The following is a 12,534-nucleotide window of genomic DNA, read 5'->3' as shown; positions in this document are numbered from 1 at the left end:
TGTTTTATTGCTAATCTAAGAGCACAGCTTTTAAATGTTAAGGTGTGTATGTTAGATAAAGTACTGCATGATTTTTTAGTTATTTGGGCCACAATTGACCCAATAGGCACGATGGCACTGTTTGCTGCTCTAACGGCAAAATTACCTGCTAAAAAGCGGCGCAAAACAGCCTTTAAAACGGTGGGATATGCAGCCATTGTACTTATAGGCGCCATAGTTATTGGTCAGTTACTATTGAGTGCAATGGGCATTAGCTTGTTATCATTTCAGGTTGCTGGTGGCATCATTTTATTTTTATTTGGCCTGCAAATGATATTTGCTGATGATTCTTCACAGGGGGATATTGAACCGCAACATGATATTTCCGTTTTTCCTTTAGCTATCCCAGCAACGGCTTCACCTGGAGCAATATTGGCAGTTATCTTAATAACGGATAACCATATATACACCATAAAAGAGCAAGTTATAACGGCTCTAAATATGCTAGGGGTGTTGTTAATAACGCTTGTGTTGTTATTACTCAGTGGTCGCATTTTAAAATTAATAGGCACTGGCGGTGCGTCAATTCTAACACGTATTATGGGGTTGATTTTGGCCGCTTTGTCTGTTGAATTTGTAATGGAAGCATTGGGTGTAGCTAAGTGGATAGCAAGTAATTAAGCCCGCATAGCGGGCTTATTTTGCAAGCTGTGATATTATTCAGATACAGTGAATGAAACCTCTAAGTCGTCGCCAGAAGTGACTGTTACAGGTTTAACCTGATAAAGAGTGAAAGCCTCGTCTTGCGCTTCTGCATCATCAATATGTGCTGCACATGTGTATGCTAATTGATAATCACCAGGTTGTACGAATGCAAGCTCAAACTCAAATTGATTGTCATCACTATCGAATACCACATCAGCTGTTGCAAGCGGGGCATCAGCAGGGGTCTCATCTTCATTGACTTCGTAGTTATCCATTGGGACTTCTACGTCACTGCTGTATAGGTAAACAGCATGGCCAAACGAGCCATCTTCAAGAGCGATATCGATATTATCTGTTTCGCAGTTAGCGATTAATACGTCGCTTACTGTACCTTCAATATCTTCAGATTCAGCAAGGTTTTCTAAGCGTACGCCACGAGGTTTCAAGAAAATCTCGTCACTATTTTGTGGATCAACCAATGACTTTTTAAGATCAAATTCCATTACAAAATCGTTACCAGCTTGGTTAAGTGTAAAACCATCTAGCTGGATTTCGCCTACACCATCGTTGCCTTTGCGTTTTACAACCAGTGGCGCGATGCTGTCATCTTCATATACAACATGTGAAGTCATCGTTAGGTTATTGCTGTCACCATTGATTACATCAGCACGTATCCATTGATAGTCGCCAGCGGGTACTTCTTCATCATCAAGTAGTGAGAAAACATCATCGCCAGTGTAATCGAGTAAGTTAACCATCTCTGGTAGTGTGTCATCACTGTCTTCACGAGTCTCAAATGTAAACTCTTCACCGCCTTGGCTTCTCAGTGTGATTGAATCAAAGACAACGTTAACCGCTTTTAAACCTGTTACAGGCGCATCCGATACACCTAGTGTGAACTGAGCTGTTTGTGGTGTTGGATCTGGCGTGTCGTTATCGTCGCTATCTGAGCCACAACCTACAAGTGCAAATAAAATGGCGCTGCTTAATAAAGTTGTTTTGAAGTTCATGATTGATCCCTTTTTGTGTTCTAAATGTTGCATTAAGTGTAATGAATTAAACTTAATGCAACTTGAACTTAAGAAAAATAACTTTTTAGCTGAAAAGTGCGACCTAACCTAAGCCTTATAACGGCTAACGTTCTGCTCCAATTGCGTAGCTGTATCAGTAAGCTCGTGCATATAAGAGGTCGCTACATCAGTATCACTAGCCGTCTTATTTGCAATTTCAACAATAGTTGTCATGTTTTGGTTTATCGCTTCAGAGACCGATGTTTGCTCTTCAGCTGCGGTGGCTATCTGTGCATTTTGTGATGTAATCGTGTTAACCGAGTGCAACACTTCATTTAAAGCTTTTTCTACTTCACTTGCTTCAGAAACACTGGTTGCGCTACCACTCTTAATTGCCTGCATTATACTTGTAACCGTTGTTGTACCTTGCTGAACTTGTTCAATCATGCTTTCAATTTCATGGGTACTGTCTTGGGTGCGTTTTGCGAGCGTACGAACTTCATCAGCTACTACTGCAAAGCCACGACCAGCTTCGCCTGCGCGTGCTGATTCAATCGCTGCATTGAGTGCTAATAGATTTGTTTGCTCAGCAATATTTCTGATTACATCAAGCACACTGCCTATTTGACTTGATTGTTGATTGAGCTGGTCAACCGCATTCGCCCCTTCGTCGACTTGTTTAGCAAGTCCGTTGATCACTTTTATGGCAATAAGAAGCTGATTATTAGCTTGTTTTACCAGATGGTCGGCATGTTCAGCCGCGGTCGATGCTTCTTGTGCGCTCCGTGCAACTTCCATTGACGCCGCTGACATTTCGTTTATAGCGGTTGCAACTTGCTCACTTTCTTCATGTTGACGATTAATACCCGTATGCATATTAGCAAGTAGCTCATTGAGCTTGAGTGAGGCGTGATTCATTGATTGTGATGATTGGCGGATATCGATGACCATTTTGCCAACATCATCGGCAAAGCGATTGAATGAACTCCCAAGCTGGCCAAGCTCATCAGTTCTTTTTTCCATGAGTCGTCGAGTGAGGTCACCATCACCCTGAGATATATCATTCATGGCAAGTACAGTTGTATGTAAAGGACTTGTGATACTGCGAGATACTACAACGGCAATTGCGGCTGTTACAGCAACAGCAAGAATAGAGGCGATAATGGTATTTACAAATGCATTATCAATCGCGTCATTAACTCTTGTTTCTGTGCTGGCAACTTGTTGCTCAAGGCCACTTATCCAAAATCCGGTACCTAGCACCCAGTTCCATTTTGGGATGAGTGCGGCGTAGCCAAGTTTAGGACTAACAACACCTTGGGTATTTTTCCATGCATACTCGACAAAGCCACCCCCTTCTTTGGCTGATGAAATGAGCTCTCGAATTAAATAAACCCCATTGGGATCTTTAAAGTCATATAAGTTTTTGCCTTCTAATGATGCGTTTACACCATGGGCAACACTGACACCTTGCAGATCATACACAAACACATACCCAGTATCGCCTGCGTCATCAAAGCGTAAGTTTCTAAGAATATCTTTAGCCTGAGCCTGTAATTGTTGAGTATTTGTACCGTTATCCTGCGCTACTAAGTGAGAGATAGAGCTCATGGCAATTTTTTGGTAATTACTCACTTCTGCTTTGCGATCATTTTTCATTTGTGAAGCGAAGCTTTCCACTGTTTGAGCACCACTATTTTTTGACTGCACATAGTTATAAATAGTGAGCATAATCGCAATGAGTAAAGGTGGAAGAAGGGCAAGAAGCAGTACCCTTTGCTGAATTGATAGCGCCATTAATTTCTCCTTATATAATTCTTACAACTAGTGTAGTGGGTTTATAAAATTTTATAAGTCGACTTTATGGCTATATTCACCTGAATTGGCTAAATTAAACGACCTGTTTGTAAAAATACACAGTCGCATCAAACTCCCCTGTTGAACTTTTAGCAAACCCAGGAATTGTGCCTGCTTCTATGTAGCTTAGTTTTCGATATAGATGTGATGCAGTATCGCCAAGTCGTGTGTCTAGAACAAGCAAAGCTAGACCTAACACCTGTGCATCTGTTTCAAGGCTATTCATAAGTTTTTTTGCAATTCCTTTGCCTTGGTAATCACTATGTACCATCAGCTTTTCAACCTCACCTCGATGGCTGCCATTCGCCTTAGCGCATAAAGAAAGTTGCACAGAGCCAATTACATCTTCACCATCGAAAGCAAGGTATAAACGACGATAGGGAGTGGCTAAATCGGCATCGACTGCTTGCCAATAGTCATGTGCCGACTGTAATGATAACGGGGCTATAAAGCCAATTGATGCGCCATTGGCGACGCTATCAATCAGCAATGCGTTAAGTGATTTAGACACACCTTTAATAGAATGTACTGCTTTAATTTTCATTATTTATTCTTGTTGGAATGGATAAACAGAGCCTAAGTTAAGTAAGCTGGTTAGCTCATCAAGTGCCTGATAGCTTTCGGTTAAAAGCAATGGATCGGCAAAGTCGTCACTACTTAAAGAGTCACGGTAATGCTTATTTGCCCAACTTACTAATTGGTTATACTTTTCTTCACTGAATCTTACTCCCGGATTGACTGCTGCCAATTCATCAGTATTGAGCGCAACACGTAGGCGCAAACAAGCAGGGCCACCGCCATTTTGCATACTTTGGCGCAAGTCAAAAAAGCGCACTTGTTGAACTGGGTTATTTGCCACAATCATTTCTTGAATGTAATCGTGAACGGCTTGATTGCGCTCACACTCTTTAGGTGCAACCAGCATCATGCTGTTATCACTTAAGGTAATTAATTGACTATTAAATAAATAGCTACCTACGGCATCTGTAATGCTTACTTTATTGGTCGGCACTTCAATAATATGCAGCGGCTTGTTACCAAGGTAGGCGTGTTTAATTTGTTTTAGCGTTTCAGGCTGATTCAAAAAGGCTTGTTCATGGCATAAAAGTACATTGCCATTGGCTACTGCAATCACGTCGTTATGAAACACGCCTTGGTCTATCACATCAGGGTTTTGTTGAATAAATAACTGATTTTCAGGCTTTAGTTGATGTAAGCGGGCAATGGCTTGTGATGCTTCAAGTGACTGTCTTGCAGGAAATTTAACGGGTTTTGGTAGGGCGCTATTAAAGCTACTGGCCCCATACACAAAAATCTCAAGCCCTGTATCTGCATGGCTGTCGCATAATCGATTATGGTTTGCAGCACCTTCATCACCAAAAAAGCCCTGATCAGGCAAGTGTGGGTGATGGCTAAAGTAACGCTCATCGTTAAACATGGCTTTTAACAACGCAGATGTTGTTACTGGCTCTAACGAACGATGAAACTTATTATTTAAGTTTGCAGCTGTAAAATGCACTTTGCCATCAAGGGTATCGACTGAAGGCGAGATAGTGCCAGCATTGGCTGTCCACATGGCCGATGCACTGTAGCAAGCACGTAGCAAAACTGGGTCGGCTTTAAATGCTTTTTCAATAATTTGGCTATCAGTGCCTGTAAAACCTAAGCGTTTTAGCACGTTAATGTCGGGGCGAGCATGAGGTGCAAAAATACCTTGTTCTAGCCCTAATTCGTGCATCGCCTTCATTTTTTCAAGGCCTTGTAGCACTGCCTCTTTTGGGTTTGAATGCGAAGAGGCGTGACTTAGCGAAGCAACATTGCCATACGATAATCCCGCGTAATTATGGGTAGGCCCCACTAAGCCATCAAAGTTTACTTCTACTGCGTGCATACTTAATCCGTCATTGTTGTGCGTGTATTTTAACCATACAGAAGTTATTTAGCTGAAGCTAGCTAACTCCATTTCTACATTACGTAGGTTTTGCTTAAGACGCTTCTGAGTGGCAATTAAATATGCCTTTTGCTTGTTTAGCTTGGTCTGTTGCTGCCTTACTGCTTTGTAAATAGCTCTTTTAGGGATGTCGTATTGTTCTGCTGCCTCGGTGATTGTAAGTTGATGTACAGAAACCTTTTGTAATGCTTCGATAAAAGTCGGATCATTATTTAACATAGCGACGCTCCAAATCAGCAACATTATGCGGATCGTGAGCCTCATGAATATGCCATGTGCTGATGTCTAATCGCCAAAGTAGATAAAGAGTGTGAAAGAAGTGAGTCACGTTAGTCTCCTTGTTAGTGCCTGTTCATATTCACTATTGGAAGATCTGTGCCAAACTGTTTTATGATTTAAATTTGTTTTAAATCAATATGTTGTGATTTTTGTTGTTATAAGTAATTTTTCCAAGCACTAAAATAGGGAAATAAGTTTTATTCTGTGCACTTTAATGATGCGTGTATGAAAGACCTATCCTGTTATCGTTAATGAATGAGAATAAAACGCGATGTGAAATCGCTGCTACATACTCGCGCCTCCTAGGAATGACTTTAGTCATGAATTATTAACTACCACACAAAGGTAAAACCCCTGGACGTAGGCGTGAAACTTGTTTCGCGCGCCAAGCAAGCGTGACGCCTAGAGGTCGTCCTGGGTGCGGTAGGGAAGAAACGAGGGCAAAACGCGATGTGAAATCGCCGCTAGATGCTTGCGCCACCTACATGCTTGTTACTCAAACCCTTCTAATACAAGCTTTCCACGAGCCTTGTGAGACTCTAATATCCCATGGGCTTTAATAAGGTTTGCTACGTTTATCTTACCTAAATGCTCACCCAATGTTGTTTTGATTGTACCGTTATCCACTAGGGTCGCGAGCTCTGAAAGAAGCTGATGCTGGGCAATCATATCATCGGTTTGGAACATTGAGCGGGTATACATAAACTCCCAATGCAGGGAAATACTTTTACGCTTTAACTTTAAAATATCAAAGCTTGCAGGGTCGTCGATCAGTGCTAATTTACCTTGTGGTTTGATCACTTCCATAATGCTATCAAGGTGTTGGTCGGTGTGCGTTAAGCTCACTACGTAATCAAATTCATTCAGGTCGGCTGCAAGGCGTTGCTGATTAAGGTTTTTGCTATGATCAAGCACATGATCAACGCCTAAATCTTTAAGCCAGTTGGCGCTTTCTTCTCGAGCGGCGGTACCAACAACGGTTAAATTGGTAAGCTGTTTGGCAAGTTGCACTAAAATTGAGCCCACGCCACCGGCGGCACCTATCACTAATACTGAAGCTGGCTTATTATTCTTACACTTTTCAATCTGTAAGCGGTCAAACAGTAACTCCCACGCTGTAATACTGGTTAATGGCAGGGCGGCTGCTTCACTATTACTAAGGCTTGTTGGTGCAAGACCGACAATGCGCTCATCAACAAGTTGCAGCTCAGCATTGCTACCTTGGCGCGTTAAGTCGCCAGCATAAAACACACGGTCACCGACATTAAATAACGAAACTTTGTCGCCAACAGCTTTAACCGTCCCCACGGCATCCCAGCCAATAACCTTGTAGCCACAATCTGGTGACACGTTAGCGCGAATTTTAGTATCAACAGGGTTTACTGAAATTGCTTCTACGGCTACAAGAATGTCGTGACCTGTGGCAACAGGATCAGGTAATTCAATCGCTTGTAATGAAGAGTCTGATAACGTTGGGGTTGCTGTAGTGTATCCAAATGCTTTCATGATGGTGTCCGTATTGATGAGTTTTGAACACTATAGCGCATCTAGTTTTATTAAAAAGCGGTGTAATCCAAATTCACTTTCAAATAATTTTTGTTAATTAAGGTCACTATTTACTAAATCGAGTAACTCAATCAGTTGCAACGCTTGTGGTTCGCTCACGCTTGGGAAGCGACAACGAATTTGCGACGGTATATTGGCAGCTTGATCTTGCATCGCCTTGCCTTTGGCTTCGAGCTGCACGAGTCGTTTGCGTTTATCTTGGCTATCTTTGGTGATCGATAACAATGCTTTATCGCTCATTTTTTTCAAAATTTGCGTCATCGCACCGCCATCAATAGCAGTTTTTTCAAGTAATTCAGCAATGCTGATCTGATCTTTTTCCCACAGCGCCATCATTACTACGTACTGCGGGTAGGTTAAATCTAATTGATTGAGAGAATCTCGATACGCACGGGCAATCCCATTCGATGCCATATATAAGCGGTGGCATAGCTGGTTATCTAATTTTAGTTGTGGGTATTTCATACTCGATCCTCAAAATTCAATACGAGTATTTTAATTTGCACACAAAGTATTTGCAATCCCGAAAAAGCTGATCTAATATATTTTGCATGCAAAATATATTTTCACTCAATTAGGAGAGTAATCATGAAAGAACTACAAAGCATCGCATACACAGCTAAAGCAACAGCAACAGGTGGTCGTGAAGGCACAGCAAAATCAGATGATGGTCGTTTAGATGTGGCACTATCAACACCAAAAGGGCTAGGTGGTGATGATGGTCAAGGTACTAACCCTGAGCAGTTATTTGCAGCAGGTTACGCAGCGTGTTTCATCGGCGCATTAAAATTAGTGGCTGGCCAAGCAAAAATTAAATTACCAGCAGATACTCACATTAACTCTGAAGTATCAATTGGTCCTATCGAGGGTGGTTTTGGTATTGCTGTTAAGCTTGCGGTATCGGTGGGTGATCTTGATAAAGACACCGCTCTTACACTTGTTAATAAAGCGCACGAAGTATGCCCATACTCAAACGCAACGCGTGGTAACATTGCTGTAGAACTCTCAGTGATCTAATTGCTATTTATCAAAATAGGCCGTGCTTTATGCACGGCTTTTTTGTTTTTCAGCAATCGATTTTGCTAAATCACCTGAACCAGTAAGCGCTGATACTAGGCCTTCACGTGGTTTACTAAATTCTATTGGCTTAATCTTACTTGCTCTTGTTTCATCGAATACGGGTATTTGGCTCATCGCGTACTCAGACAATGCGGTAATGGTTAATGATGGGTTTACCCCTAAATTACCTGGTATGATTGAGCCGTCGATAACACGTAGGTTTTGATACCCAAAGACTTCACCAGAGCTATCAACGACGCCGTTAGAAGCATCAGTACCCATGGCAACGCCACTCATTATATGCGCCGTCATCGGGACACCAAAGAGCACTTCAGTTAAGGCTGAACCTGGTACACCACCGAGTTTTTCGGCGTAAAGTTTGGTTGCTTCTTCTGCTTTTGGAAAGCTAACGCTAAGCGGCGTGTCATTTTCTTTTTGCACGGCAGTAATGCCGTTTTTAAATAAGCGATACCATTTACGTCGCCATTCAAGGTGAATAAACGCCTCTGATTTTTGCATCACTAAAAATACAATTGAGCTGCGGGCTTTGCCTTTTGAGCGTAATACTTTGGCCGTTTTTATTGGATGGCGAAGTGTATTAACTAAAAACTTAGCAATACGCTTGAGGCCTTTTCCTGTCACCATGGGAACGTAAGGTAAATAAAGCCACGTGCCATCAGCACCTTCTCGAAACCGACAAATTTCGATGTTGGTGTCTTTATCGGCCGAAATAAATGAGCTGATCGCAACACCGTCATCAACTTTTTTAGTGGTGTTGTTCACTGTGGTAAGTGTTTCAGAATTAGTGCGAATTTGCTGACCAAGCCATGGCGAAATGTTGGGTAGTGTTTTATCTTTATCGCGCATTTTTAAAAGCAAAGGAACAGTGCCCATCACCCCAGCACTTAGCACAACGCCTCGTGTTGTTAGCGTATAAATATGGCTATTGCGATGGCTGGTATCTTTAATCTTAATTTTGTATCCGGCGCTGCCATCTGCATTGAGCGGGGTGATTTTTATTACTTCAGAGCTAGCTCTTATCTCTACGCCATTGCGCTCGGCAAAATACAGGTAGTTTTTCATGAGGGTATTTTTGGCATTATGGCGACAACCTGTCATACAGCTACCACAGTAATGACAGGTATTTCGCCTTGGACCATCGCCATTAAAGTAAGGGTCTGGTAGCTCTTTGTTATAGGCTTCGCCAGGTTTTGCAAAAAGCACCCCAGTGTTCACGGTTTTGAATGAGTCACCTTGACCCATCTGCTTAGCAATATCTTTAAGCGTGTCATCCGCAACATTAGTGTAGGTATTTTTGGCGCTGCCTAGCATTCGCTGTGCAAGACCATAGTAGGGCATTAGGCTTTCTTTCCAGTCTGGCTTTATCCGCGTCCACGCTGGAGATTGAAAGACCTCATCATCAGGAATAAGGTGCACATTAGCATAAATTTGTGAGCCACCGCCGACACCTACGCCATGCAGCACAGTCACTTTGCTGGTAAGTGAAAGTTGAATGCAGCCTCTTAGACCAATTTCAGGCTGCCACATATAATTTTTTATATCTAGGTTGGTCTTTGGAAACGCTTTATCTTCGCGGCGCAGGCCTTTTTCGAGTACTAAAACTCGGTTACCTTTCTCGTTTAGACGTAGCGCACTGACAGAACCGCCAAATCCAGAGCCTATGATAATTTGATCAAAATCAAATGTGTGTTGCTGCATTATTGTCACCTGTAGGTGTTTATTATTATGAGCTTATTTAAAAAGATTTCAGGATAAAGATAGAACGTAATTTGAAAAAGTTAAATAACCACCTAAATACAGCTGATTAATTGTAATAAGGAGTGTTGGCAGCCAACATAGCAAAGCAGTTACAGTTAATTCGTTTAGATGGGGTTATGAGCCTTAAATTCACACTTTTTTTCTATTCGTCTCTCTGTTGTCATGCAAATGGTCTAAACTATTAGCAAACCAACAATAAAAATGGGAAAAATCAATGCGGCAGTTAGCATTAGCAAAGAAATTATTATGGCTTACCGTTGGCAGTATTTTTATTACTGTGTTTGTTCTATCGAGTGTTTTATGGTGGCAGTTATCAAGCAGTAACCAACAGCTATCTGCGCAATCTGAAAAGCTGATTGTTGCTGAGGTTGAAGATAAACTTGCCTCTAATGCAGCAGCCTATGGTGAGCAAGTTGCTGGGTTTATTAATGAAGCGTATCGTGTGCCATACTCTTATGCTGCGATGTTGGGTGATGAAAAAGCCGCGAGTACGCTAACGCGTGAAGCTGTTGTGGAGTTAAACCGCTCATTGCTTGAAAAAAACACCTTACTGTCGTCTATTTATACTCAATTTGAGCGCAATGGGTTTGATAACCGCGATGCAAATTTTATCAGCGGTTATGATCACTCAGTTGCAGGGGCGGGGACGCTTGAAATTTATTTTACCCGTAATCGTGATGGTACTATTGAACAGCAAGTTGTTGAAGATGTTAAAGAAAAATACGTAGACACACTCAATGAATTTGGTCAACGAGAAGCTGAATGGTACCTGTGTGTGAAAGACACGAAAGTCCCTTGCATTATGGAGCCGTATCTTTATGAAATTTCGCCTGGGTATTCAGAAATGATGACCTCTCTGACAGTTCCAATTCTTAGAGGTGAAAAGTTTATAGGCGTTGCAGGTGTTGATTTAACCCTTCCTGTTTTCCAAAAAATGACAGAAAAGTTGTCAAAAGAGCTTTATAACGGCAAAGCCCGGGTTACTTTATTAAGCTCGCTTGATTTAGTCGTTGGCAGTAGTCATTACAAAGATAAACTTGGCAGACCTCTTAAAGAAGCGGTGCCAAAAAATATGCTTGAAAACTACAATAAGTTAAAAAAGCAAAGTGGTATTTTTAAGGTGGGCGCAGAGTATTTAGTTAATTATCCAATCACCATTAAGCTTGCAAACACACAGTGGAATTTATTAATAGAGGTGCCGGCAGAGCTTGCTCTTGAAGGTCCGCAAGCTCTTGCTAATACGATGAGTGAAAATGCAAATACGTTAGGCGGTTTAATACTGGTTACAGGACTAATCATTGCTGGTGCCGCATTTTTGATTATGCTGCTGGTAATACGAACGATTGTTGCACCATTGCAACAAATTCAGCAACGGGTCGATAATCTTGCCAGTGCTGAAGGTGACTTAACGCAGACTTTGCATGTTGAGACCCACGAAGAGCTTATTGCTTTGGCTACAGGTTTTAATGCGTTTCTTGCCAAACTACGAACACTGATTAGCGAGCTAAAAAACGTATCAACTCAAACAAAGCAACAGGCAGAGCTTGCCACCAGTGTTGCCGTTGATACCAAACACAATGTTCAAGCTCAGTTCCAAGAAATTGAGAGCGTAGTAACTGCAATGAATGAGATGAGTGCGACTGCACTGGAAGTAGCGAGAGCTTCAGAGCAGTCAGCTCAACAAGCTGATGAAATTAACGGGTTAGTGGTCAGCAGTGAGTCAAGCTTATCGTCTGCGGTGACACAAGTTAAAACAATGTCGAGCGAGATAAAAGAAGCTAATCAAGCCGTTGAGAAAGTAGCGGCGCGAAGTAACGATATTACACAAATTCTAGACGTGATCAGAACAATTGCAGAGCAAACTAACTTGCTTGCGCTTAATGCAGCAATTGAAGCGGCAAGGGCAGGGGAGCAAGGCCGTGGTTTTGCTGTGGTTGCCGATGAAGTGAGGGCGCTTGCGTCTAAAACACGCGCTTCAACGGATGATATCAGTGGTCTTATCGACAGCTTGCAGCTTGAAGTGGGCAATGCCTCTAAAGTTATTGAGCAAGGGGTTGTGAGAGCTCAAACTGCGGTGGATGAAACCTCGGTCGCTTTTGATGCGCTGCATGAAGTTGTGGTAAAAGTTGATGAAATTACACAACAAATTACCCATATAGCAACGGCAGCAGAAGAGCAAAGCTCAGTTACGGAAGAGATAAATCGTAATCTTACCTTAATTTCAGATGCCGCATCGCAATTAGCCGAGCTATCAACACAAGCTGGAGATGGTAGTCAAACGCTTAATGCACTCGTTGCACAGCAAGATGATGAATTGAATAAGTTGAAAACCAAATAGGTGTTAAATTA

Annotated in this window: 11 protein-coding genes; 3 read left to right on the top strand and 8 right to left on the bottom strand. The window is 42.0% G+C overall.

Annotated features, from left to right (window positions below):
* The first annotated feature begins 48 nt into the window (after window positions 1-48).
* The gene (locus tag L3Q70_RS19885) at window positions 49-660 is read left to right on the top strand and encodes a MarC family protein (RefSeq protein WP_062567683.1); all 612 of its coding nucleotides are present in this window, start codon (window positions 49-51) and stop codon (window positions 658-660) included.
* Window positions 661-695: 35 nt separating this feature from the next.
* On the opposite strand, the gene L3Q70_RS19880 is transcribed toward L3Q70_RS19885, so the two are convergent.
* From L3Q70_RS19880 to L3Q70_RS19850, 7 genes are all read right to left on the bottom strand, one after another.
* Window positions 696-1,694, bottom strand: coding sequence for a DUF4382 domain-containing protein (locus L3Q70_RS19880; RefSeq protein ID WP_062567682.1), 999 nt, complete (start codon window positions 1,692-1,694; stop codon window positions 696-698).
* A gap of 108 nt (window positions 1,695-1,802) precedes the next feature.
* The gene (locus L3Q70_RS19875; protein WP_062567681.1) at window positions 1,803-3,491 is read right to left on the bottom strand and encodes a methyl-accepting chemotaxis protein; all 1,689 of its coding nucleotides are present in this window, start codon (window positions 3,489-3,491) and stop codon (window positions 1,803-1,805) included.
* 94 nt (window positions 3,492-3,585) lie between these two features.
* Window positions 3,586-4,095, bottom strand: coding sequence for a GNAT family N-acetyltransferase (locus L3Q70_RS19870; protein WP_062567680.1), 510 nt, complete (start codon window positions 4,093-4,095; stop codon window positions 3,586-3,588).
* A 3-nt stretch (window positions 4,096-4,098) separates the two neighbouring features.
* A complete protein-coding gene (astB, locus tag L3Q70_RS19865; protein ID WP_237115440.1) occupies window positions 4,099-5,442 on the bottom strand; it encodes an N-succinylarginine dihydrolase in 1,344 nt (447 codons plus the stop codon).
* 48 nt (window positions 5,443-5,490) lie between these two features.
* Complete coding sequence (locus L3Q70_RS19860) at window positions 5,491-5,721, bottom strand: helix-turn-helix domain-containing protein (RefSeq protein ID WP_062567678.1); 231 nt, start codon at window positions 5,719-5,721, stop codon at window positions 5,491-5,493.
* A 552-nt stretch (window positions 5,722-6,273) separates the two neighbouring features.
* Complete coding sequence (locus L3Q70_RS19855; protein ID WP_237115439.1) at window positions 6,274-7,287, bottom strand: zinc-binding alcohol dehydrogenase family protein; 1,014 nt, start codon at window positions 7,285-7,287, stop codon at window positions 6,274-6,276.
* A gap of 93 nt (window positions 7,288-7,380) precedes the next feature.
* Entirely contained in the window at window positions 7,381-7,812 is a 432-nt protein-coding gene (locus tag L3Q70_RS19850) for a MarR family transcriptional regulator (RefSeq protein ID WP_237115438.1), read from the bottom strand.
* 123 nt (window positions 7,813-7,935) lie between these two features.
* Between L3Q70_RS19850 and L3Q70_RS19845 the strand changes: the two genes are divergently transcribed.
* Window positions 7,936-8,364 carry an organic hydroperoxide resistance protein gene (locus L3Q70_RS19845; RefSeq protein ID WP_237115437.1) on the top strand — a complete coding sequence of 143 codons (429 nt, stop codon included), beginning with the start codon at window positions 7,936-7,938 and terminating at the stop codon, window positions 8,362-8,364.
* Between the two features lie 27 nt (window positions 8,365-8,391).
* Here the strand turns inward: L3Q70_RS19845 and L3Q70_RS19840 are convergent, their stop codons facing one another.
* Window positions 8,392-10,125 carry a GMC family oxidoreductase gene (locus tag L3Q70_RS19840; RefSeq protein ID WP_237115436.1) on the bottom strand — a complete coding sequence of 578 codons (1,734 nt, stop codon included), beginning with the start codon at window positions 10,123-10,125 and terminating at the stop codon, window positions 8,392-8,394.
* Between the two features lie 274 nt (window positions 10,126-10,399).
* Here L3Q70_RS19840 and L3Q70_RS20400 point away from each other — a divergent pair, with 274 nt between their 5' ends.
* Entirely contained in the window at window positions 10,400-12,523 is a 2,124-nt protein-coding gene (locus L3Q70_RS20400) for a methyl-accepting chemotaxis protein (protein WP_062567673.1), read from the top strand.
* The last annotated feature ends 11 nt before the right edge of the window (window positions 12,524-12,534 follow it).

Origin of the sequence: Pseudoalteromonas sp. CF6-2 (assembly GCF_021729425.1) — a bacterium.
GTDB classification, from domain to species: Bacteria; Pseudomonadota; Gammaproteobacteria; order Enterobacterales; family Alteromonadaceae; genus Pseudoalteromonas; species Pseudoalteromonas arabiensis.
Note: the sequence above shows the minus strand (reverse complement) of the source record. Positions and strands in the feature narration are given on the sequence as shown.